16 protein-coding genes, 1 tRNA gene and 3 pseudogenes are annotated in these 22,162 nt (G+C 60.0%); 12 read left to right on the plus strand and 8 right to left on the minus strand.

Annotation, left to right across the window (positions count from 1 at the left end):
- Positions 1-185: 185 nt before the first annotated feature.
- The gene (locus HMPREF2944_RS00470; RefSeq protein ID WP_049334034.1) at positions 186-632 is read left to right on the plus strand and encodes a hypothetical protein; all 447 of its coding nucleotides are present in this window, start codon (positions 186-188) and stop codon (positions 630-632) included.
- Positions 633-900: 268 nt separating this feature from the next.
- A complete protein-coding gene (locus HMPREF2944_RS00475) occupies positions 901-2,871 on the plus strand; it encodes an NHL domain-containing thioredoxin family protein (RefSeq protein WP_070679388.1) in 1,971 nt (656 codons plus the stop codon).
- Between the two features lie 285 nt (positions 2,872-3,156).
- Here the strand turns inward: HMPREF2944_RS00475 and HMPREF2944_RS00480 are convergent, their stop codons facing one another.
- Positions 3,157-4,134, minus strand: a complete 978-nt coding sequence (locus HMPREF2944_RS00480) for a zinc ribbon domain-containing protein (protein ID WP_070679390.1) — start codon at positions 4,132-4,134, stop codon at positions 3,157-3,159.
- 64 nt (positions 4,135-4,198) lie between these two features.
- On the opposite strand from HMPREF2944_RS00480, the gene HMPREF2944_RS00485 reads away from it, so the two are divergent.
- Positions 4,199-4,900 (plus strand): hypothetical protein, encoded by a 702-nt coding sequence (locus HMPREF2944_RS00485; protein ID WP_049342882.1) that lies wholly within the window; start codon positions 4,199-4,201, stop codon positions 4,898-4,900.
- Positions 4,901-5,002: 102 nt separating this feature from the next.
- On the opposite strand, the gene HMPREF2944_RS00490 is transcribed toward HMPREF2944_RS00485, so the two are convergent.
- Both HMPREF2944_RS00490 and HMPREF2944_RS00495 read right to left on the minus strand, forming a co-directional pair.
- Positions 5,003-5,668 carry a class I SAM-dependent methyltransferase gene (locus HMPREF2944_RS00490; RefSeq protein ID WP_049334038.1) on the minus strand — a complete coding sequence of 222 codons (666 nt, stop codon included), beginning with the start codon at positions 5,666-5,668 and terminating at the stop codon, positions 5,003-5,005.
- A 228-nt stretch (positions 5,669-5,896) separates the two neighbouring features.
- Positions 5,897-7,006 carry a MauE/DoxX family redox-associated membrane protein gene (locus HMPREF2944_RS00495; protein WP_070679393.1) on the minus strand — a complete coding sequence of 370 codons (1,110 nt, stop codon included), beginning with the start codon at positions 7,004-7,006 and terminating at the stop codon, positions 5,897-5,899.
- Positions 7,007-7,241: 235 nt separating this feature from the next.
- Between HMPREF2944_RS00495 and HMPREF2944_RS00500 the strand changes: the two are divergent.
- Together HMPREF2944_RS00500 and tet(W) are read left to right on the plus strand one after the other, a co-directional pair.
- Positions 7,242-7,424: pseudogene (locus tag HMPREF2944_RS00500) on the plus strand (transposase); the annotation flags it as partial.
- 374 nt (positions 7,425-7,798) lie between these two features.
- Positions 7,799-9,721 carry a tetracycline resistance ribosomal protection protein Tet(W) gene (gene tet(W) / locus HMPREF2944_RS00505; protein ID WP_049362095.1) on the plus strand — a complete coding sequence of 641 codons (1,923 nt, stop codon included), beginning with the start codon at positions 7,799-7,801 and terminating at the stop codon, positions 9,719-9,721.
- Positions 9,722-9,941: 220 nt separating this feature from the next.
- On the opposite strand, the gene HMPREF2944_RS00510 is transcribed toward tet(W), so the two are convergent.
- Positions 9,942-11,294 (minus strand): IS30 family transposase, encoded by a 1,353-nt coding sequence (locus HMPREF2944_RS00510; RefSeq protein WP_306437770.1) that lies wholly within the window; start codon positions 11,292-11,294, stop codon positions 9,942-9,944.
- Between the two features lie 86 nt (positions 11,295-11,380).
- On the opposite strand from HMPREF2944_RS00510, the gene HMPREF2944_RS00515 reads away from it, so the two are divergent.
- Positions 11,381-11,668, plus strand: coding sequence for a Rossmann-fold NAD(P)-binding domain-containing protein (locus HMPREF2944_RS00515; RefSeq protein WP_204371245.1), 288 nt, complete (start codon positions 11,381-11,383; stop codon positions 11,666-11,668).
- A gap of 687 nt (positions 11,669-12,355) precedes the next feature.
- On the opposite strand, the gene HMPREF2944_RS00520 is transcribed toward HMPREF2944_RS00515, so the two are convergent.
- From HMPREF2944_RS00520 to HMPREF2944_RS00530, 3 genes are all read right to left on the minus strand, one after another.
- The gene (locus HMPREF2944_RS00520; protein WP_096740576.1) at positions 12,356-13,684 is read right to left on the minus strand and encodes an ISL3 family transposase; all 1,329 of its coding nucleotides are present in this window, start codon (positions 13,682-13,684) and stop codon (positions 12,356-12,358) included.
- A 349-nt stretch (positions 13,685-14,033) separates the two neighbouring features.
- Positions 14,034-15,503: a ribosomal protection-like ABC-F family protein gene (abc-f, locus tag HMPREF2944_RS00525; protein WP_005987409.1), complete on the minus strand. Its 1,470-nt coding sequence runs from the start codon at positions 15,501-15,503 to the stop codon at positions 14,034-14,036.
- 261 nt (positions 15,504-15,764) lie between these two features.
- Positions 15,765-17,051: an MFS transporter gene (locus tag HMPREF2944_RS00530; protein ID WP_070648984.1), complete on the minus strand. Its 1,287-nt coding sequence runs from the start codon at positions 17,049-17,051 to the stop codon at positions 15,765-15,767.
- Between the two features lie 290 nt (positions 17,052-17,341).
- On the opposite strand from HMPREF2944_RS00530, the pseudogene HMPREF2944_RS00535 reads away from it, so the two are divergent.
- From HMPREF2944_RS00535 to HMPREF2944_RS08910, 5 genes and pseudogenes are all read left to right on the plus strand, one after another.
- Positions 17,342-18,055: pseudogene (locus HMPREF2944_RS00535) on the plus strand (IS256 family transposase); the annotation flags it as partial.
- 53 nt (positions 18,056-18,108) lie between these two features.
- Positions 18,109-19,458, plus strand: coding sequence for an IS256 family transposase (locus HMPREF2944_RS00540; protein WP_049341892.1), 1,350 nt, complete (start codon positions 18,109-18,111; stop codon positions 19,456-19,458).
- 33 nt (positions 19,459-19,491) lie between these two features.
- Positions 19,492-20,016, plus strand: a pseudogene (locus HMPREF2944_RS00545) (transposase); the annotation flags it as partial.
- A 175-nt stretch (positions 20,017-20,191) separates the two neighbouring features.
- Complete coding sequence (locus HMPREF2944_RS00550) at positions 20,192-20,656, plus strand: MerR family transcriptional regulator (RefSeq protein ID WP_070648814.1); 465 nt, start codon at positions 20,192-20,194, stop codon at positions 20,654-20,656.
- Positions 20,653-21,069: a carboxymuconolactone decarboxylase family protein gene (locus HMPREF2944_RS08910; protein WP_049357953.1), complete on the plus strand. Its 417-nt coding sequence runs from the start codon at positions 20,653-20,655 to the stop codon at positions 21,067-21,069. Before HMPREF2944_RS00550 ends, HMPREF2944_RS08910 begins: the two co-directional genes overlap by 4 nt.
- A gap of 186 nt (positions 21,070-21,255) precedes the next feature.
- On the opposite strand, the gene HMPREF2944_RS00555 is transcribed toward HMPREF2944_RS08910, so the two are convergent.
- Positions 21,256-21,329, minus strand: a tRNA-Gly gene (locus HMPREF2944_RS00555).
- A gap of 128 nt (positions 21,330-21,457) precedes the next feature.
- On the opposite strand from HMPREF2944_RS00555, the gene dcd reads away from it, so the two are divergent.
- A complete protein-coding gene (dcd, locus tag HMPREF2944_RS00560; RefSeq protein ID WP_070604442.1) occupies positions 21,458-22,045 on the plus strand; it encodes a dCTP deaminase in 588 nt (195 codons plus the stop codon).
- Positions 22,046-22,162: the final 117 nt, after the last annotated feature.

Below are 22,162 nucleotides of genomic sequence, written 5' to 3' on the forward strand. Positions count from 1 at the left end.
CCTCCCGTGATTCCGCATCGGCAAGCGCCTCCGCTTCACCCTCCGCCTCGTCTTCTGCTTCGCCCTCTGCACGTAGCGAGAGCTCATCTAGCCCCTCATCTAAACCTACTTCGAGCGCTTCTGGCAGGGCAACCGCTAGCAGCGACACAACGCAGGGAGCATCCTCAGCGGTAGGGGCTGACGAGATGCAGTACAAGGCCAGGAAACACTACGAAACGTACTACCAAAAAATTGCCGAGGCTGAGAAGGACCCCGCCGTTGTGAAGGGCGAAAACGCCGATGGTAAGACCTACATCTTAGAAAAAGACAAGCTTGCTATGGTCGTGGGGAAGAACAATGAATACATCATCTTCCACCAGCATGACGGGAACTGGAGCCGTCTGAGGCCTAACGGTGAGCTAGAACTAACGTACTCCGATGGGGCCTGGGTCAGGGTAATGCCGGACGGTGAACGTATCGCAGTCAAGGCGAGCGGTAACACCAACATTGCCTACCATCAGGGCGATGTATCCGAGGACATCATTACCTCGCTGAAAACCCCCGAAGTCCCCGCCCAAGTGGAAGGTTTCGCGAGCGTCCCCCAAAAACCTGTAAAGCCGAAGAAGCTTGGCACGGTTGTGGGCACGAAGTAAAAAGCCTCGAGCGTCTCGGTCCGTGCGCATCCGTATCCGATGCGCACGGACCGATTTATATCTGCCGGCGTCTTTTCAGGTCGGGGAAGGGGGGACCCGGTAGCTCCCGATAACTCTTACCAGGGTGGAATGTGACGGAATATGACGGGTCGTTAAGCCCCCAAGTCACAAAGCTCAACTCCCGGCGAACCACCCCAACCACGCTGGCATAATGGGGACAGCAAACCAACGCGCCCACACACGGAGCACCCAACAGGAGAGAGAACCCATGAGCGAGAACACCAACCGCACCGTACGCGTGCGTGCCAGCGAACTCGAAGGCCGAGCCTGGCTCAACACCGGCGACAAGAACCTCACCCTGCAGGATCTGCGCGGCAAAATCGTTATTCTCGACTTCTGGACCCTCTGCTGCATCAACTGCCTGCACGTGCTCGACGAACTGCGCCCCCTCGAAGAAGAATTCTCCGACGTGCTCGTCACCGTCGGCGTGCACAGCCCCAAATTCGAGCACGAAGCCGACCCCGTAGCGCTCGCTGCGGCCGTCGACCGCTACCACATCACCCACCCCGTACTCGACGACCCCGAACTGACCACCTGGCAGGCCTACACCGCCCGCGCATGGCCCACCCTCGTCGTCATCGACCCCGAAGGTTACATCGTCGCCCAACTCTCCGGCGAAGGCCACGTGCAGGGCCTCACTTCCCTCGTACGCGAACTCGTCGCCGAACACGAAGCGAAGGGTACCCTGCACCGCGGCGACGGCCCCTACGTGCCCCGCCCCAAGGCAGCCGGCACCTACGCCTTCCCCGGCAAAGCCATCGAACTGCCCGCCGAATTCGGCCCCGCAAACCTCTTCGGCAACCGCGAGCGCACCTACCTCGTCGCCGACAGCGCGCGCCACCGCATCCTGCAGGTAGCCGCCGACCTCAACACCGTCATCAACACCTACGGCGGCGGCGACGACCCCGTGAACCACCCCGTCAAGGGCCACGTCGACGGCACCGGCACCGAAGCACGCTTCAACGAACCCGCCGGTCTCGCCCTCGTACCCGAGAACCTGCGCGAGCAGCTCGGCTACGACGTGCTCGTCGCCGACACCGTCAACCACCGCCTGCGCGCCCTCAACCTGCGCACCGGCGAAGTACGCACCCTCGCAGGCAACGGCGTGCAGCGCGTCATCGACGGTGACAACGCCGTCACCGGCGACCCCAACCACATCCCCTCCGGTGTGCCCGCCACCGAGATTGCGCTCTCCTCTCCCTGGGATGCGGTCTACTCCCGCGAAGCCGGCCAGTTCATCATCGCCATGGCAGGTACCCACCAGCTCTTCGGCTACGAACCCGTCACCGGCGCCCTCAGCATCTTCGCCGGTTCCGGCGTGGAGGGTCTCGCCGACGGCCCCGCCACCGAAGCCTGGTTCGCCCAGCCCTCCGGCATTATCGAAGCACGCGACGGCAGCCTCTGGGTCGCATGCTCCGAAACCAGCGGCCTGCGCCACGTCACCTTCACCGAGGACGGCGTACAGGTCACCTCCGCAGTCGGCAAGGGCCTGTTCGACTTCGGCTTCGTCGACGGCGACTCCGACACCGCCCGCATGCAGCACCCCCTCGGCCTGACCGAACTGCCCGACGGCTCCATCGCCGTCGCCGACACCTACAACGGCGCTATCCGCCGCTGGGACCCGGTCACCGGCACGCTCGGCACCCTCGAACGCGGCCTCGACGAACCCTCCGACCTGCTCGTCGAAGAGGTACCCGGCGAGGACCCGCGCCTCATCATCGTGGAAACCAACGCGCACCAGCTCGTGCGCGCCTCCATTCCCGCGAAGGCACAGCACGTTGACGAAGGCGCTATCACCACCGCGCGCCCCTCCACCAAGCTCACCGGCGGCACCCTCGAATTCGTCTCACGATTCACTGTGCCCACCGGCCAGAAGCTCGACACCCGCTGGGGCGACCCCACCCAGCTGAAGATCTCCTCCACCCCCGAGAACTTCATCCTGGAAGGCGCCGGCACCTCCACCGGACTGACCCGCACCCTCGTGCTCAACCCCGAGATTACCGAGGCAGTCCTGCACATCACCGCCCGCGCCGCCGCCTGCGACGGCACCCCCGATGGTGACATCCCCGAGCACGCAGCGTGCCACCTCTACCAGCAGGACTGGGGTATTCCCGTCGTCGTGACCGGTGACGAGGCAGACGAAAGCGAACTCGTCCTGGACCTGCGCGGTATCAACTAGGGATCTATAAAAGAATCAAGGGTCAGTATTATCCTCGCTCCTACAGGGGCACCCGTCCTCGCTTCGCTCGGGCACCCTGATGTCGCTACGGATAATACTGACCCTATTTCTGTTGTGCCGACCTGATACCGCTACGGATAGTGCCGGTTCCCTTCGTACTTTTAGGATTGTGGGACGCGAAAGGGCCGGGTCATCCTCGCTCCTACAGGGGAACCCGTCCTCGCTTCGCTCGGACACCCTGATGTCGCGTTCAGAGCATACTGGCTCTCGCGCAGCTCAGCGGTTTTAGAAGGTGACGTGCACCGCCTTCGCGTCCGCCTCCACCGAGGCCTTCAGCGTAAACGGAATCTCCTTCTGTACCTGCGAGCGCACACCCGTGTACAGATCCAGCTGCGTAAACGACACCTTCACCGTGCCCTTCATCGGCTGCACCGACCACACACCCGAGGCATTCACGCTTACCTGCGGATCCGCGACCTTCTCAACGGTCCACTGAACCGTCGAATCCACGCGGCCGCCGAAGCTGTACTCAAACGGGCAACCCGTCGGGTACAGCGCGTTCTGGGCCGCGCACTTCTGCAGATGGTCGTTAATCTGTTCCTTAACCGAAGCCAATGCGTTATCGCTCGGCTTCAAATCGACGCGTGCCATGTGCTTACCCTGATTATTCGTGACCGTCTCCGTCACCTTCTGAGCCGTGTACACCGTCGAATCGTACGAGACGGCGTACGTACCCGGGTAGAACACCGGGAACGTCGCCTCGCCCTCGTCCACCGCGACCTTACGGTTATTAATCGTCGCGGCCTCCACGCCCTGAATATTCACCTTCACCGTAGGCAGGGTATCGCCATCGATAGCCCACTTGTCGAAAAAGCCCCAGTGCGTACCCGAGTGATGCAGATGGAAATCCGTGTGCTGCGGCTGCCCGTCCAGAGTGTAGGACGCGCGCACCGTCGCCTGCCGGCCGTCCTCGCTCGTCTCAACGACCTCGTAATCCACCCGCGACATCGAGGCGACCGAACGCTTCAGCGCCTCGCCGTCCAGCAGTGCCGCATCCCCGGCAGGAATCTGGGCGTTCAGCAGGCCACGCGCATGCGAACCGTTCCCCACGCGCAGGGCATGGAAATACTCCCGCACCTGGCCGGTCGGGCCGTACACCAGCTTATTCGTCATAATCAGTGCTGCCGCCGCAATCGAGGCCGCCACCACAACACCGATCATCCACAGGGCCAGAACCCGTTCCACAGGAGAAAAATTACGCATAGAACCAGGGTAACGCAGGTAGTCCGGCTAGGATTCACGACGACCACACACTAAAGTGGAGTGTATGGCAGAACGCGCTCACGAAGTACCCGCCAAATACGGCGAAGTCCACGAACTATTCCACCCCCGCATGCGCTCCTACGGCAGGCGCATCGAGGCGTCCATCCCCGGCACTATCGTGCTTGTCGCCGCGCTCGCCTTCATCTTCTACAAACGACCCGCGCTGCCGTACACCATTCTTGTGCTGCTCATCGGCACTATCGCCGGCATCAACCTCTACTCGGTGCTCAAGCCGACCATTATCGTCATCACCAAGACCCACGTGCTACGTGCCCGCACCTTCGGTTGGTTCGCCGTACCCCGCGCCGACATCAGCCACACCATCTTTGCGGAGAAGCTCTACCCCAAGAAGGCCTACGGCCAAAACCTCAAAACCATGGCCGGACGCATCCGCTACCGAAGCTTCCCCGCCATGTGGGCCGTCGACAAGGACGGCAAGCAGCTCATGCGTCTCGACGGGCGAGTCTGGGACGGCAAAACCATGCGTGAGGTTTCGTCGAAGCTCTCGGCCAAAACCACCATCTACAAGCAGATCAACGTCATCAGCATGGACAAGGAACACAAGGGCCTCATCACCTTCAACGAGCTGCACCCCGGCTGGCGTTCCAGCCTGCTGACCATCCTCGCGGTCATCGTCGTGGTCATCCTCTTCGCGGCCTCCTTCCTGCCCGAAGAGATCGCCCGCAACATCTACATGATCCACTAGGCGGATGCGCCCCTCGGCAGACGCGTAAAGGCCCGGCACCCACCCCGCAATGGGGGAGGCGCCGGGCCTTTTGCGAGCCTTGCCTAGCTCTTAAAGCTGAGCCTAGTTCTCGGGGCGGGAGAGCACCGCCACCAGGAACTCCGAGGAGCCCTCCTGATAGGGGTGCATCTGCCACGAGGAGTAGGTGTTATCGACGTTCAGGCCGACCTCGCGGGCATCGGCCAGGAACTGCTCGAACGCGTAATCGCGGCCCGGACCGGAGCCGTAACCCACCACCGCACGGCCGCCGGGGGCCAGCACGCGGCGGAAGTTCTCCACCACCGGCTTACGGGTCGAACGGGCGAGGAAACCCATCACGTTACCGGCACACACCAGAAGCTCGAAACCGTTCTCTGCGGTGGCGTCACCCTCGATGCCCAGCACCTCCGGCAGATCCACCAGGTCGGCGGTAATCCAGGTGGCATCCGGGCAGACGCGGCGTGCCTCTTCGATGAGCTCGGGATCAATGTCAACGCCGGTCACGCGGTGGCCCAGGGCGTGCAGCTGCTTGCCCACACGGCCCGGACCCGAGCCCGCGTCCAGAATCTTCGCGCCGCGCGACGCCAGGGCGTTCACCATGCGGGACTCGCCGGCCATATCGTTGCCCTCGGCCTCCATGGCCTTGAAGCGGTCGATGTACCACTGCGAGTGATTCGGGTTGGTCTCCTTCTTGACGAGCCACAGGGACTTCTCGCGCTCGCCCGGCGCGTTGAAACTCAGCATTGCCATAAATACTCCTTTGACAGGGTGTGATGATGCGCCCGCCCGGTCGTGAACGAGCCGCGGGGCGCATCTGCGGTATAGCGCTACCTTCTAGCTTAGCGCTTGGGCCGGTGCCGACACCGGGAGATATCGGATGGCGAACAGAGAGGCTCGCCCCGAGCACAAAGCGGAAAAGTCCGGGGAGCGGACAGGCCTCGCGACGGGGCAGATTATCGGGCCGACTTGAGAACGGGATTAGAGGTGGTCGCCCTGGTGATTCTGGGACTCCTTCAGCGCGCGGCGGTAGGCCTCCTCAGCCTCTTCCTTCGCCAGACGCGCAGCCTCAGCGAACTGTTCCTCGATATCGCCCATCAGCGCCTCGACCTCCTCGAGACCAACCGCCGGGCCTCCGGCCATCAGGCCGTCAGAACCCAGCACGACGGCCAGCGGCACGCCGTAACCGAAGTTCGCCGCGCTCGCCGACTCGCGGTCAATCAGCGGGGTCAGGCCCTCGGGAAAACTACCGTTAGTGCGCGACTTATTCAACGACTCCAGGGAGGAGTACACCGGGTGCAGGGCCACCTGCGGCAGACGCTCCTGCCACTGCGGCATGGTCTTCAGGAACTTGACGCAACCACCGCAGGTCGCCGAGACGAACACGAGCACGCGCGCCTGAGTCTTCGCAATCTCGCGCATGGTCGTGCGGCGGCCATCCTCAAGATAGAGGGCACCCAGGGGGATGGGCATGCGCACGTACAGCTCCTCGCCGTTCTCGTCGTACACCGGCTCGGGCAGGATAACCTGCGGGCGCTCATCCGCGGTGCCCAGGGCGTCACCGCGGCGTACCGCATCCAGGGTTGCCGCGATGAGGGCGGCCCCGCCCGCCCAGAGCCAGCCGGAGACATCCAGCGAGAACAGCGTGAAGAGCACACCTGCGCCGCCGGCCAGGGCCGCCGCGTGGGTACCCGCCGCAGCCACCAGCAGCGACAGATTGCGGAAGAGGGTGTAGCGACTGACCGGGGCCGTCGACTCAGAACCGAAACAATTGCAGCTTCCCGTACGGCCCGTCGCCAGGGCGCGGGCAATCACCACCGTGTAGAAAATCATCAGGACCAGAGCCAGGCCCGAGGCGATTACGGCGGGCAGCCGCACGGGCGACAGCAACAGGACGGCGGCTAGGGCGATCTCGAACCACGGCAGGATGAGCGACACGGCACGGGCCGGCGCAATTTTCTGCAGGCCGAGGTTTTCGATGCCGGTGACGGTGCTCTGCGGGTCCTTCGCCTTCGCAATACCACTGATGAGTAGGGTGAGAGCGATGAGGGCCGTGCACAGAACCAGGGGCACGGTGGGGAAAGTGAGCATGGGAATCCTTGAGTGAGGTGATTGGGGAAAACCGTTACAGAAGATTTTACGCCCTGCACATGGGGAATTGTCTCTACGAGTTAAGCTCTATGAGTTAAGCGGAAAGCGGCATACGCCCTCGTTCCTGCAGGGGACCCGCCCTCGCTACGCTTCGGGCACCCTGATGTCACTACGGGCGATACCGCTTTCCTTTACGGTTAGGCGCGCTACGCACTTCCTTCGCTCCTATGGGGGGACGGACCAGGTCTTCTTCCCCAACCGCCAGGCCATCATCCGCCTGGTCGGAGCCGTCCTAGCCGAACAAAACGACGAATGGGCCGAAGGCCGACGCTACCTCAGCCTCGACATCCTCACCAAATCACGACTCACACCCCAACCCACCCAACAGGAGGACACCCCACTCCAACTCAGCGCATAACCCAACCCGAAGGACACAAAACGATTACACCACTCCACAGGACTTGACCTACTTGCTTTCCTAAAACTGATGTGATACAATGATTTAATCCAGAAAAGGAGTAAAAAATATGCGGCAAGGTATTCTTAAATAAAACTATAATCAAATAGTGGGAACAAAGGATTATGATAGCTCCTTTTGTAGGGGCTTAGTTTTTTGTACCCAATTTAAGAATACTTTTACCTTATCAATTTTGACATATCCCCAAAAACAGCAATCACAAACAGGTGTATGCTGTATATGTGTATGTCCGCAACTTATAATCCCCAGTGGTAAAAGTATTTTACTGCTGGGGATTTTTATGCCCTTTGGGGCTGTAAAGGGAGGACAATCACATGAAAATAATCAATATTGGAATTCTTGCCCATGTAGACGCTGGAAAGACGACCTTGACGGAGAGCCTGCTATATGCCAGCGGAGCCATTTCAGAACCGGGGAGCGTCGAAAAAGGGACAACGAGGACGGACACCATGTTTTTGGAGCGGCAGCGTGGGATTACCATTCAAGCGGCAGTCACTTCCTTCCAGTGGCACAGATGTAAAGTTAACATTGTGGATACGCCCGGCCACATGGATTTTTTGGCGGAGGTGTACCGCTCTTTGGCTGTTTTAGATGGGGCCATCTTGGTGATCTCCGCTAAAGATGGCGTGCAGGCCCAGACCCGTATTCTGTTCAATGCCCTGCGGAAAATGAACATTCCCACCGTTATCTTTATCAACAAGATCGACCAGGCTGGCGTTGATTTGCAGAGCGTGGTTCAGTCTGTTCGGGATAAGCTCTCCGCCGATATTATCATCAAGCAGACGGTGTCGCTGTCCCCGGAAATAGTCCTGGAGGAAAATACCGACATAGAAGCATGGGATGCGGTCATCGAAAATAACGATGAATTATTGGAAAAGTATATCGCAGGAGAACCAATCAGCCGGGAAAAACTTGCGCGGGAGGAACAGCAGCGGGTTCAAGACGCCTCCCTGTTCCCAGTCTATCATGGCAGCGCCAAAAATGGCCTTGGCATTCAACCGTTGATGGATGCGGTGACAGGGCTGTTCCAACCGATTGGGGAACAGGGGGGCGCCGCCCTATGCGGCAGCGTTTTCAAGGTTGAGTACACCGATTGCGGCCAGCGGCGTGTCTATCTACGGTTATACAGCGGAACGCTGCGCCTGCGGGATACGGTGGCCCTGGCCGGGAGAGAAAAGCTGAAAATCACAGAGATGCGTATTCCATCCAAAGGGGAAATTGTTCGGACAGACACCGCTTATCCGGGTGAAATTGTTATCCTTCCCAGCGACAGCGTGAGGTTAAACGATGTATTAGGGGACCCAACCCGGCTCCCTCGTAAAAGGTGGCGTGAGGACCCCCTCCCCATGCTGCGGACGTCGATTGCGCCGAAAACGGCAGCGCAAAGAGAACGGCTGCTGGACGCTCTTACGCAACTTGCGGATACTGACCCGCTTTTGCGCTGCGAGGTGGATTCCATCACCCATGAGATCATTCTTTCTTTTTTGGGCCGGGTGCAGTTGGAGGTTGTTTCCGCTTTGCTGTCGGAAAAATACAAGCTTGAAACAGTGGTAAAGGAACCCACCGTCATTTATATGGAGCGGCCGCTCAAAGCAGCCAGCCACACCATCCATATCGAGGTGCCGCCCAACCCGTTTTGGGCATCCATCGGACTGTCTGTTACACCACTCCCGCTTGGCTCCGGTGTACAATACGAGAGCCGGGTTTCGCTGGGATACTTGAACCAGAGTTTTCAAAACGCTGTCAGGGATGGTATCCGTTACGGGCTGGAGCAGGGCTTGTTCGGCTGGAACGTAACGGACTGTAAGATTTGCTTTGAATACGGGCTTTATTACAGTCCGGTCAGCACGCCGGCGGACTTCCGCTCATTGGCCCCGATTGTATTGGAACAGGCATTGAAGGAATCAGGGACGCAACTGCTGGAACCTTATCTCTCCTTCACCCTCTATGCGCCCCGGGAATATCTTTCCAGGGCTTATCATGATGCACCGAAATACTGTGCCACCATCGAAACGGTCCAGGTAAAAAAGGATGAAGTTGTCTTTACTGGCGAGATTCCCGCCCGCTGTATACAGGCATACCGTACTGATCTGGCCTTTTACACCAACGGGCAGAGCGTATGCCTTACAGAACTGAAAGGGTATCAGGCCGCTGTCGGCAAGCCAGTCATCCAGCCCCGCCGTCCAAACAGCCGCCTGGACAAGGTGCGCCATATGTTCAGTAAGATCACTGGTTGATTTCCGATCCCAACCGAACACATTGAGCTGACGGCACGCTCCCGCAGTTAACCGAACGCCCCCGAGGTCCTATCCGGGCCCCGGGGGCGGCATTTTCCCAGTTGAAGGAATGGTGGAGATGTGTTTCGATGGGTCCGGTGGCCATGCTCCGCCCGCCGCCCGGCACCTCTTCCCAGACTCAGCCGGACGGTCGGTCCGTCTATTCCGTTTTTCTCCTAGGCTAGGCCAGCGGGGCATCGCCCCTCTCTGCGCGCGCCCTCTCGATGAGCCCCGGCGTCAGGTCGAGATCGCCGAGCGGCACGTCCTCCACGCCGTAGGCGTCCAGCAGCGCCGCCGCGTCCTCCCCGAGCATCGCCCTGAAGGCGCGCGCGGGCGTCGCGAAGCCGAGCGCGCCGCGGGGCTCGGAGTTCACGTGCGACATGGCCAGCGCCAGGTCGGCCGGGGCGAGCCGGTCGAACCTGATTCCGGCGCCCTTGGGCAGCAGCTTCCTGATCTCGACGTGGTTGCGCTCGCAGGCGCCCTTCTGGTCGCTGCGCCTGGGGTCGCAGTAGAACAGCCTCGTCTCGCCCGGCCCCTCGCCGAGCAGCGCCGCGATCGCCGCCTCGTCGGAGAACTCGGCGCCGTTGTCGGTGAGGACGGCGCGGAACACGCGGCGCGTCCCGTCGGCGCCGAGGATGGCCCGGACGCCCTCCAGGGCGTCCGCGACGCACCCGGCGGTCTTCTCCTCCAGCGGCAGCGCGAGCTGGAGCCTGCTGGGGCGGTGCAGCAGCGTGAGCAGGCAGGCGGAGTCCTCCCGGGCCCCCTCGACGGTGTCCATCTCCCAGGCCGCGGCGCACGCGTCCTCCCCGAGGGCGAGGAACGCGGCATGCGACCTGCGGGCGGAGTGGCGGGTCGCCGCCCGGCCCGCGGCGCGCTTCCTCGGCCTGTAGCCGACCTTGCGCCTGAGCTCCATGTTGGTCATGCCGTCGTAGCCCGCCGAGACCCAGCGGTAGATGGTCGACGGCGACAGGTCCACCGGGCCGCCGTTGCGCGCCGCCATCTGCTCGGGCGACAGCCCCCGGCGCAGGCAGTCCCTTATCGCCTCCAGCCTGGCCGCCGCGGCGGGCTCGTCGGCGTCTATCCCGCGCCTGGACGAGACGAGGACCGAGTCGGCGCACAGCTGCGCGGCCCGGGCCTCGTAGAAGACGTGGGGGCGGCGCTTGCAGCCGATCGCGCGGTACCGGCCGCACCCGTTGCAGCAGCGCGGCCACGCCGCCAGGCGCGGGCAGGCCGCCGACAGGTCGGCGGAGGCGTCCACGCGCTCGCCGCGCCTGGCCTTCGGCGCCGTCACGAACCTGTGCGACGCCACCTCGGCGCTCACCGTCGAGGGCGACCTGCCCAGCTCCCTCGCGATCTCCCTGCACGACGCCCTGCGCTCCAGCATCCTCTGGACCGTGTCCCGCTCGTGCCTCGTGAGCCTTCCGTAGGCCCTCGGGACCGCCCTTGCGGAGCCGCTCTTCTTCTTTCCGGACATGCCGTCCTCCGATCTCCCGGGGCCGGCCGATCCGGCCCTCAGGGTATCGGGTTCCCACATTCATCCGCACATGTGCGGATGAATGTGGGAGGTGTTCGGATAAAGTTGATAATCAAGGTGAAGTCTCCAGCTCCAGCTACATGGATGTGTTCTATCCGAAGTACCAGGTGACCTGGGATATGATGAACGTTGCCGGTCCGAACAGCATGTTCATGCACTGCCTGCCCGCCAACCGTGGCGAGGAAGTCGTCGACGAGGTCATGGACGATCCCGAGCGCTCCCTGTGCTGGGTCGAGGCCGAGAACCGCAAGCACTCCATTCGCGCCATCCTGGCCACTCTGTGCCCCCAGAGCGAGCCCGACGAGCAGAAGGCTGCGGCATACCGCGCCACCATCAATGAGCGCATGGCCGCTCTCGGTAAGCACGGTCTGTAAGACGTACCAGGTCGGGCGAGCTACGGCTCGCCCGCCTTCGCAGGAGATGGGCGACCTCATGGCCATCGGCGAGGAGAACTGCAAGGTCTCCGACGACAACCGAGTGCATCAAGGGCGCCGACTTCATCTACACCGACGTGTGGTATGGCCTGTACGATGCTTTCTGATGGGCGGCAGCAGATGCTTGTCTCTTGCTGCCCATCATCTGCGCCACTGCGCGTAGGCACTGGCGCCCTGTCTGAAGTTAAACAGACCTTTCGAGTGTGCACGAAGTGATTGCGCCAACAACGAAGCCCCAACCTGCTCGCTAACTCATGGGCAAGCCACCTGAGACTACTCATTTCCCCTACTAGCAATGAAGGCCTGCAACCTGCAGTTTTGCAAACTGCTTGAAAGGCGCCTGCGTTGATTCACTTCCTATTGCAGCTGGCGGCTCGCACACGAAAAGGCACTTGAGTTTCAAAGCGGGCGTTTTCGTCGATATCGAACCTCTAAAGGCTGTCCGCCGTGCCCTTTGGGACAAAAACGAAAACTCAAAGCCCCGAGTTTGGAATGAGTTTTTGAGATTGCCCCGGCTTTTGTCCCCGAAGCCGATGAAACACGACATAGTGTTACTTGGCGGCACTCGGTTTGAGACGGCATCGAAAACTGAGGACAACTGGAATGTCGGGACAGTAAAACGGCTCTTCAGAGTTGAGTGTGGTTGGAGGCATCTAGGCCTCCTGCGATGAGGAGCATTCGGAGTTGGTAGTTGGTGGGGTTGCGGTAGCCTCTGGCGGTGCGTCTTCCTAGTTCGATGATTCCGTTGATGGCTTCGGTGGGGCCGTTGCTGGCTCCTCCTGTATCGAAGTAGGCCAAGAAGGCGTCCTTCCATTTGCGTAGGGTTCGACCCAGTCGGGCGATTTCGGGGATGGGACACGTTGGTAGGCGCTGGATGAGATGAGCGGCCAGGCGTCGGCCTTGGGCGGGTGTGGCTTGATGGAAGACGTCGCGCACTTGCTGGGCGCAGTGGTAGGCGACTTCCACACTGATATGCGCCTCATCTGCCGTGAAGGCCTCACGGAGTCGTTCTTGTTGACGCTTCGTGAGCCGATCACGCGAGGCGCGCAAAAGATTGCGGATCTGATAGAGAGGATCACCCTTGCGCCCGCGGTGACCGGTCGTGTCTTGCTGGACGCGACGACGCACCTCATCGAGAGCGTCACCGGCGAGCTTGACGATGTGAAAGGCATCGAGCACGCTGGTGGCGTCTTGGAGCTGGTCATCAATGGCGTTCTTATATCCCTGGAAGGGATCCAGCGTCGCGATCTGGATACCGGAGCGAAAGTCTTCGCCGCGCTCGGCCAGCCAGTTCTTGTACACGGTGCCAGACCTTCCCGGGACCAGATCCAACAAGCGGGCCGTGGGATGATCCTCCCCTCGCGTCAGGTCGACGATGCCGGTGAGCTCACGGGGCCCTCGTCGGCGTCGGTCCTGGTGGTGCCACACGTGCTCGTCAACCCCCAGCACCCGCACCCCTGAGAAACGGGCGGGGTCATCAGATGCGGCTTGCAGACACGGCTTGATATGGGACCACACGGTATTCCACGTGGTTCCTAACTGGCGGGCCAGCCCCGAGATAGTGGCTCCCTCGAAGCGCAACTGTCGGATCGCCCAGCGGATCGCCCGAACACCCAGACGCGCCCTGGGAGCACACACCGAGTGGTTCTGCTCAGCGAAAGTCGTGATCTGGCAGGTATGTTCGCGGCATATCCAGCGTCGCTTATGCCACCGGATCCGCACCGGGACCCCGGCCCAGGGCGCGTCGATCACCTCCACCACCACACGCCCATGACCTTGAGCGATCACCCCACAATCTGGGCACCCCGCCAGCTGGTTGCACGACTCAACATCGAGCACCAGAGCATCTGGGGTGCGAACCGCACTCATCAGATGGAAGCCCTCCAAGTCGACGAGCAGATCACACCGATCACAACGATCAAGCGACACAGAGCAGCAGCAGGTAGGGTGAGACATTGTCGAGGTCCTTGACGACAGCGGGGGTAGAAGTCCGCTCATCATCAAGGACCTCGACCTCTACCCGCAACCCCCGACCAACACCCGGTCACCCACACTCAACTCGGAAGAGCCAGTAAAACTGAAGCCATCGAGTGGGAGTAGGCCGATAGGGTTCTGACCTGCGATTTTGAGTGCCGCACTGTGCCGCTGAGTTTCGTTTCGTACGAGAGTCATGACAAAGCCACCAGCGACGGAGATGAGTAAAAGCGATTAAAGAGCCTCCGTTCCCTGCGTTGGGACGGAGGCTCTTTCTTTGCCGTTTTACTCCCTTGTCTCCGTTCGGGGATTATTTCTTGCTCATTTAGGGCTATTCGCGCTGAAAGATTTTGACTAGCTTGGTGTCCTTTATTTCGTAGACAATGTCTGCGACGTTCTCGACCAGCCTCTTATCGTGGGAGACGAACACTATCGTTCCGGCATAGGCGCTCATCATCTGCTCGAGGGCTTCGGCGCTCTTGATGTCCAGGTAATTTCCAGGCTCGTCCATGAGCAAGATGTTGTATCTGCCCAGCAGCATCTTCGCGAGTAGCAGCTTGATGACTTCGCCTCCCGAGAGAACGCCAACGTCCTTTGTCAGGTCGCGCGGTCCGATTCCCATAGAGGCGAGGATGCCTCGAATTTCGGTCATGCTGTACTCGCAACCATCCTGCATGAACGAGATCGCAGACTGACGGGCGTCGAACTTGTAGCCTGTTTGCTCGAAGTAACCGATCTCTGCCTTGGGAGAGATGTTGATACCGTCGGCGCGTCGAGCGATTGCCTTCAGCAGGCTGGTCTTTCCTGTACCGTTGCCACCGGTGATGGCCACTTTGGCACCGAGCGGTATCTCGAATTTCGCGTGGTCATAGAGCATGCAGTTGCCGAAGCTCAAGCTGAAATCGTCTGCCGAGATGGGAAATTTACTATGCAGTTCCAGGGCCTTGCTCTGGCGGAACCGCACGGCGCGAATGCTATCTGGGGCCTCAATCCCTTCGAGCGCTTCGAGGCGCTTCTCCATGTCCTTAGCCGCCTGGTACATCCTCTTCTGTTTGGTGCCGGTTGCTTTCTGATGCCCCAATCGACCTGCATACTCGTTGCTTTTTTTCGCAGCCTTCCGCTTGGCGTCGACCTGCCGTGCTTTTTTCCGTTGTTTTTCGATGGCGGCTTCGAGGCGATCGCGCTCGCGCATCGCCTCTTCGTATCGAGTCGCCTGAGCTTTGCGCTCTTCTTCTTTCTGTCGCAGATAGTCGGAGTAGTCACCCCAGAATTCGGAAATACCGCCGTCTTTGAGCTCCCAGATCTTGTCTACCACCTGGTCGAGAAAATGACGGTCATGGCTCACGATGAGCAGAGCCCCATCAAATGCCTTGAGTTGTCCGACGAGAAGGCGGATGCCGTCTTGGTCGAGGTGGCTCGTAGGCTCGTCGGCGAAGATCGCGCTTGCATGCTGGGAGAGTGCAGAGGCAATCTTGGCGCGTGTTTCCTCCCCGCCGCTCATCGTCTCCTGCGCCACTCCGGCGACGTTGAGACGGGAGAGCATCTCACCACTGTCCTGAGCCGCATCAAGGTCGAGTTCATCGAGTTGGCCGATGAGGGCAATGCTGCCGAAGCGCCTGACGTCGGCGTCCGCAATGGTAAGATTGCCGCTCAGAATTTTAAGCAGGCTGGTTTTGCCTGCGCCATTGTCTCCCACCAAGCCGATGCGATCGTAGGAGTAGATTTCCAACTCTTCGATATCTAGGATATCGCGGCCGGCATATTCCAAAAAGATGTCTTTAGCTTTGACTATGAGTTCCATAGGTTGAACCGCCTTTTGTGTATTAGCGTTTTACTGGAAGCGCAGCCATGCCAAAAAAGATTGCTCACGTCGATTTTTCGCCTTTGCCCAATTGCCGGCGCGAGCGTTTTGACCTTGCGCAAGCCGGCAAATCCGAAAATGATAGTTGGCGACGAATAAGGAGCGCGATGCGGAATGTCGGTGCAATACCTCGTCGTCGCAAGGGCTTGAAGGCTGACGCTTGAACCGATGGCTGCTGCCTCTTTTTTTCGAATACTTGGGCTATTGAATCTGCCCGGTATCTCTTTTCCCCGCGTTTCGGACGCTCGGAGCAAGCAGCATAGCCATCGCAAGCAGTACCATGGTCGCTCCAGAGCCGACGAACCATAACGGAGCTCCAAGCAGATCCGCAAAAACGGAGGGGGCTGCGAGGCCCATGGGCATGGCCCACGCCATGATGGTTCCGTAGAGGCCGAAAACGCGGCCTAGGTACTCAGGAGGTATCTGCTCCTGCATAAGGGCAGTCTGGGTTCCCGCGTACAACGGGGAGCATGCGCCCATAAGAAAGCTCACCGGCAGGAAAGCAGCGAACAATGACGGGCCGAGCGATCCGGATACGATTGCGGCAATGCCGAAGCCGGCAATCGCGGCGACCATGGTGAACGACCTATTGCGGAACCCTCCCGTGGCCGCCAAAATGCCGGACCCAGCCAGCATGCCTGCAGAAAAAAGGATTTCCACCAAAGCGGCATCCCCCGTGCTACCGCCAAAATGCCCCAAGGTCATTATTGGGAACAATGCCGCGAGCGGAGAGAACGCGAAAGCGAAGACGAACCCGCACCAAAGAAGGGCGAACAGCCCCCTGTACTCCCTAATCAGCTTGTAGCCGTCCGAAATCTCAGAGAAGAGCTCTCGAACCTTATTGGAAAAGGACAAGCTGCGGTCGGCTTCATCGAGGCCCCCTGCGTCTATCTGTGCGGCGAGGACGGCTAAAGAAGCGAAAAGCGCTCCCAGCACGTCGAGGACAATCATAGCGGTAATGCCCGCCACGGGATAAATCACTGCTGCAAGCGCGGCGCCAAGAATGTATCCGCCGGACTGAATCGCCTGAGTCACCCCCGATAGGCGAACGAGATGCTCTGGCGGGGCGAGATGGGGCGTGAGAGATTGGGAGGCTGGCGTGTAGAACGAAGTACCAACTGCACGGAGAAACAGGGCGATGAGAATTAGCCATGCAGGTAAGCTGCCGGCCAACGAGGCAATCGCCAAGGCGGCACCCACCGCGGCAATGAAGAGGTCGGTGCCGATGAGGACACGTTTCAAAGGCAGTCTGTCGACAACGGCGCCCGCAAGGATTCCGAACAAAGCAATCGGCAGAAAGCCTGCCAGCGATGCTAAGGAGAGGAGAGAAGACGACCCTGTCGTGAGGGCGAGATGCCAAATAAGACCCATTTGGAGAATCGAACTCGTCAATGTCGAAACGAGCTCCCCGCCCCATACGAAACAAAGCTTGAATTGCCATGAATGGCACAGCAGAACAGACCTGCCCCGAGAGGTTTCAAATATCATGGTTATGTCCAATCGTGAAATGGCGTGCAGAAAAACAGCGCGACGCCACAACAGCGCCGCTTTCTAGGCGCTCATCCACGTGCGGAAAAGACCAACCACGACACCCCTCCTTTGTTAATTCGGTCTGGCAAACCATGTAATATTAACGAGGCTTGAGTTTGCCTGTCAAGTAGCGTCCCGCATAGTGGTGTAACCGTGGGTGGTCGGCCCGTTTGATATGGGTGCGGTCACCGTGTGATCCTTCGAGAAAGCTCTCTACTTCTGACTCGAAACGATTTGGAGGCACAACGATGACCGCTCCTCATATTATCGACCCTGCTGGCCTGCTTGGCGAGGCGTTATCCCAGGCATCCCCAGATTTGATGCGTTCCTTGCTCCAGCACGTCATTAACGCGTTGCTATCAGCGGACGCTGATGCGGTGTGCGGGGCCCAGTGGGGCCAACAAGACCCGCAGCGTCACACCCAGCGCAATGGGTATCGCTACCGGCCCCTGGATACCAGGGTCGGCACCATTGACGTGGCGATCCCCAAGCTACGCTCAGGCACCTACTTTCCAGAGTGGCTGTTGCAGCGCCGCAAACGCTCCGAAAACGCCTTGATCACAGTGGTTGCTGACTGCTACTTAGCGGGAGTATCCACACGCCGCATGGACAAGCTCGTCAAAACCCTGGGGATCACAGGACTATCGAAGTCCCAGGTCTCACGTATGGCAGCCGACCTGGACGAACACGTGGACGAGTTCCGCCATCGCCCCCTCGACGACGCTGGGCCTTTCACGTTCGTCGCCGCTGACGCACTGACCATGAAGGTGCGCGAAGGAGGACGCGTCGTCTCGTGCGCGGTCCTGGTTGCCACCGGAGTCAACAATGACGGACACCGAGAAGTACTGGGGGTGCGCGTATCCACCAGCGAGACCGGCCCGGCGTGGAACGAGTTCTTCGCCGACCTGGTCGCCCGAGGCCTCACCGGCGTGCGCCTGGTGACCAGTGACGCCCATCTGGGCCGGGCGTGTTCAATTGTCTGTGTATCCGTCTTTTTGTTTGAAAGGATTGATGCATGATGAATGATGATGATGTTGTTGTGTCTGGCGCTAGTGGGCGTGAGGCTGTGGAGGAGCTGCGTCGCTCGGGGGCGTTGGATGCGTTGTTTGAGCGTCTTGATGCTGGCGAGGTCGAGATGACGGGCAGCCAGGGGTTGTTGCCCGCGTTGCTGAAGGAGGCTTTGGAGCGCGGGCTTGCCGCTGAGCTTTCTGAGCACTTGGGGTATGAGAAGGGCCAAGCCAGCACGCAGGCGCGCTCGAACACGAGGAACGGCACGACGAAGAAGACCGTGATGTCGGAGGTGGGAGCCTTTGAGATCGAGGTTCCCCGGGATCGGGCAGGCTCTTTCACCCCACGCCTGGTACGCAAAGGACAGCGGCGCCTTGATGGCTTGGATGCGATGATTATCAGCTTGTATGCCGGGGGAATGACAGTGCGCGATATCCGTCATCACCTGGCTTCCACCATCGGCGTGGAGGTCAGTGCCGGGACGATTTCCACGATCACTGACGCGGTGTGCGACGCCGTGCTGGAGTGGCAGCACCGCCCCCTAGAAGCGTTCTACCCGGTGATCTACCTGGACGCGATCCGCATCAAAATCCGACGCGATCACACCGTGGAGAACCGGGCCGCTCACTTGGCGGTGGGAGTGGACATGGAGGGCGTCAAGCATGTGCTGGGCATCTGGGTCCAAGCCGATGAAGGAGCGGCTTTTTGGGCCCACGTATGCGCCGAGCTGGCCAACCGGGGCGTGCGCGATGTCCTGATCGTGTGCTGCGACGGACTTGCTGGCCTGCCCGAAGCCATCGAAGCGACCTGGCCCCAGTCCATGGTCCAAACCTGCGTCGTTCACTTAATCCGCGCGTCCATGCGTTTCGTGTCCTACAAGGACCGCAAGGCCGTCGCAGCCGCTCTCAAGAGCGTGTACAGCGCGCCCAACGAAGAAACCGCCCGAGCGGCGCTGGAAGAGTTTGCGGCCAGCGACCTGGGAGCACGCTACCCCCAAACGGTTGCGACCTGGCAGCGTGCTTGGCAGCGCTTCACGCCATTCCTGGCGTTCCCGCCCATGCTGCGCCGCGTCGTGTACACCACCAACGCTATCGAATCGTTGAACTACCAGCTACGTAAAATCACCAAGAACCGCGGGCATTTCCCCAGCGAAGAAGCCGCCATCAAACTCCTGTGGCTGGGAATTTGCAACATCGAAGACAAACGAGCCACCCAGCGCCTCACAGACGCAGGCAAACCCGCCAACAAACGAACAGCCCCCACACGCCTCATCCAAGGACGCACCACCACCAACTGGAAACAAGCCCTCGCCCAACTCACCACCGCCTACCCCGACCGAATCACCCCCTACCTCTAACCCCCATACACAGAAAAATTGACAGGCTCTCTGGGCCTGGTCGAAGCCATCGCAGCGAACCTACCCGGAGCCACCTGGCAACGATGCCGCACCCACTACGCCGCGAATCTCATGTCCATCACCCCCAAAGCGCTATGGCCCGCCGTCAAAGCGATGCTGCACTCGGTGTACGACCAACCCGACGCCGCCTCAGTCAACGCTCAATACGACCGACTCTTGGACTACGTGCACGACAAGCTCCCCGCTGTGTGTGATCACCTCGATCAAGCCAGGGCAGACGTCCTCGCCTTCGCGTCCTTCCCCACCGGGGTATGGACCCAGATCTGGTCCAACAACCCCAATGAGCGCCTCAACCGCGAAATCCGCCGACGCACCGACTCCGTGGGGATCTTCCCCAACCGCCAGGCCATCATCCGCCTGGTCGGAGCCGTCCTAGCCGAACAAAACGACGAATGGGCCGAAGGCCGACGCTACCTCAGCCTCGACATCCTCACCAAATCACGACTCACACCCCAACCCACCCAACAGGAGGACACCCCACTCCAACTCAGCGCATAACCCAACCCGAAGGACACAAAACGATTACACCACTCCACAGGACTTGACCAACCGCTACCGTACCGTTCCTGAACGGCTACCTTGCCAACATCAGCCACACCTATCCCAGGTCATAGAACGTGAAGCACCATAGCAGTTTGCCTTCGAGCGCACTCAAAGGTTTAGTGTAATTGACATGTTGGAAGAACGGTTAGAGCAAGCCCTTAGGCTCGCGATCGATCCACCCGGAGGGCTAAATACTGCGGCATTGCGCGACCTGATCAGAGATGACGAGAACACTCAGTGGGATATCGCTACCACTGCCGAGTATTTGGGAATCAGCGCACATGCGCTGCGCTATTACGAACGCGCAGGGCTGGTGAAAGTAGGGCGCGACGCATCCGGCTATCGGCTTTACGATGCTGCGGCTGTACGGCGTTTGGTTTTTATTACCCGAATGAGGGTCTCTGGAATGTCGATTACCCAACTCCAGCATTACATCTCCTTGGTTGAACAAGGTGCAGAAACAGTTCAGGAGCGTCTTGATTTGATGCTGGAGCATCGCGACATCCTTCGGCAACGAATAGAGGATCTTCAGTTATCGCTGGTAGCTACCGAATTCAAGATAGCAATGTATCAGAAAGGTTCCCGTCCACAATGAGTGATCAGTACGATATTGATTCCGTCGATAATCAGCGACGTCGTGATCTTGGATTGCAGGTTCTCTCCCGTATCGATGGAGACGCTGGTCAGAGTGTTATCGAATCACTTTCCACGTCAAACCCTGCTTTAGGACACCACATCGCCGCATTTGCTTTCGGGGATATTTACGATAGGCCCGGTCTGGATGCACGCAGTCGCCAGCTAGTAACCATTGGCGTATTGACTGCATTAGGCGGATGCGAACCTCAACTTAAAGTTCATGTTGGAGCGGCACTCAATGTCGGGATTTCCGAAGAGGAAATTCAGGAAGCTATCCTGCACGCCTCAGTGTACTGCGGCTTTCCACGAGCACTGAACGCTACTTTCGCAGCACAGGAAGCAATAGACTCACGGCGGAACTACGACAGGTAAGTTGATAACGCCACTCCGGACACTTCTCGGCAGGGCCGGAAACCTTTGTATCCAGAGTGACGTTCTATTGGAGCGGCTGACGGGCTGGAAGGCGGAAATCCCGAGCGCGCGAGGGAATGTATTTCCGCCTGGAAGCGATTCCCGCTTCAGACGCGGAAAAAGCCCCGCGACGAAGTCCGGGGCTTTTGGAGCGGCTGACGGGAATCGAACCCGCGTATCAGGCTTGGGAAGCGTGCGCTCTACCATTGAGCTACAGCCGCATCCCCTCCAGTCTAGCGTGTACCGTGCCGGTTCGTGAAATGTTTCACCCCGCCCAATGTGACGCACCACCCGGGTCGTGCCGGGCTCGAGCCTGCGGTCTGCGGGCTCTGCCAGGTATCCTTTAAACGTGCTTATTTCAGATCGCGATATTCGTCAAGAGATTGCTGATGGACGCATCGTTCTTGATCCGTTCGATGAGTCGATGATTCAGCCTGCAAGTGTGGACGTGAGGATTGATCGTTTCTTCCGTCTGTTCGATAACCATAAGTACCCGCATATTGATCCTGCTCAGCCGCAGGAGGATTTGACGCGCCTGGTGGAGGTGGCTCCCGACGAGCCGTTCATCCTGCATCCGGGTGAGTTCGTGCTGGGCTCGACGTATGAGAAGGTGACCCTGCCCGATGACGTGGCCGCCCGCCTGGAGGGCAAGTCCTCGCTGGGTCGTCTGGGCCTGCTGACCCATTCGACGGCCGGTTTTATCGACCCCGGTTTTTCGGGCCACGTGACGCTGGAACTGTCGAATATGGCCACCCTGCCGATTATGCTGTGGCCGGGTTCGAAGGTGGGTCAGCTGTGCTTCTTCCGTCTGAGCAGCCCGACCGAGCACCCGTACGGTTCTGGTGCGTATGGTAACCGTTACCAGGGTCAGCGTGGCCCGACTGCTTCGCGTAGTTATTTGAATTTTCATCAGACGATGATTCCGACGGAGTCGTAGTCTATTCCCGTTTGGGGTTGGGGCGCGGGTGGCCTGCTTGGCTGGGTCGCCCGCGCCTCCTCATATGGGCGTACGCCCGGCGTCTCGTGCGTTCACTCGCGTGCGGGGCTATTCTCT

Origin of the sequence: Rothia sp. HMSC072E10 (assembly GCF_001813965.1) — a bacterium.
Classification (GTDB): domain Bacteria; phylum Actinomycetota; class Actinomycetes; order Actinomycetales; family Micrococcaceae; genus Rothia; species Rothia mucilaginosa_A.

Excerpts from the sequence above, each read along its gene's own strand:
- HMPREF2944_RS00510 (WP_306437770.1), bottom strand. The coding sequence starts at position 11,294 with ATGTGGGAACCCGATACCCTGAGGGCCGGATCGGCCGGCCCCGGGAGA.
- HMPREF2944_RS00550 (WP_070648814.1), top strand. The coding sequence starts at position 20,192 with ATGTTGGAAGAACGGTTAGAGCAAGCCCTTAGGCTCGCGATCGATCCA.
- HMPREF2944_RS00530 (WP_070648984.1), bottom strand. The coding sequence starts at position 17,051 with ATGATATTTGAAACCTCTCGGGGCAGGTCTGTTCTGCTGTGCCATTCA.
- HMPREF2944_RS00470 (WP_049334034.1), top strand. The coding sequence starts at position 186 with ATGCAGTACAAGGCCAGGAAACACTACGAAACGTACTACCAAAAAATT.
- HMPREF2944_RS00485 (WP_049342882.1), top strand. The coding sequence starts at position 4,199 with ATGGCAGAACGCGCTCACGAAGTACCCGCCAAATACGGCGAAGTCCAC.
- HMPREF2944_RS00480 (WP_070679390.1), bottom strand. The coding sequence starts at position 4,134 with ATGCGTAATTTTTCTCCTGTGGAACGGGTTCTGGCCCTGTGGATGATC.
- HMPREF2944_RS08910 (WP_049357953.1), top strand. The coding sequence starts at position 20,653 with ATGAGTGATCAGTACGATATTGATTCCGTCGATAATCAGCGACGTCGT.
- HMPREF2944_RS00490 (WP_049334038.1), bottom strand. The coding sequence starts at position 5,668 with ATGGCAATGCTGAGTTTCAACGCGCCGGGCGAGCGCGAGAAGTCCCTG.
- HMPREF2944_RS00495 (WP_070679393.1), bottom strand. The coding sequence starts at position 7,006 with ATGCTCACTTTCCCCACCGTGCCCCTGGTTCTGTGCACGGCCCTCATC.
- HMPREF2944_RS00520 (WP_096740576.1), bottom strand. The coding sequence starts at position 13,684 with ATGTCTCACCCTACCTGCTGCTGCTCTGTGTCGCTTGATCGTTGTGAT.
- HMPREF2944_RS00540 (WP_049341892.1), top strand. The coding sequence starts at position 18,109 with ATGATGAATGATGATGATGTTGTTGTGTCTGGCGCTAGTGGGCGTGAG.
- HMPREF2944_RS00475 (WP_070679388.1), top strand. The coding sequence starts at position 901 with ATGAGCGAGAACACCAACCGCACCGTACGCGTGCGTGCCAGCGAACTC.
- abc-f (WP_005987409.1), bottom strand. The coding sequence starts at position 15,503 with ATGGAACTCATAGTCAAAGCTAAAGACATCTTTTTGGAATATGCCGGC.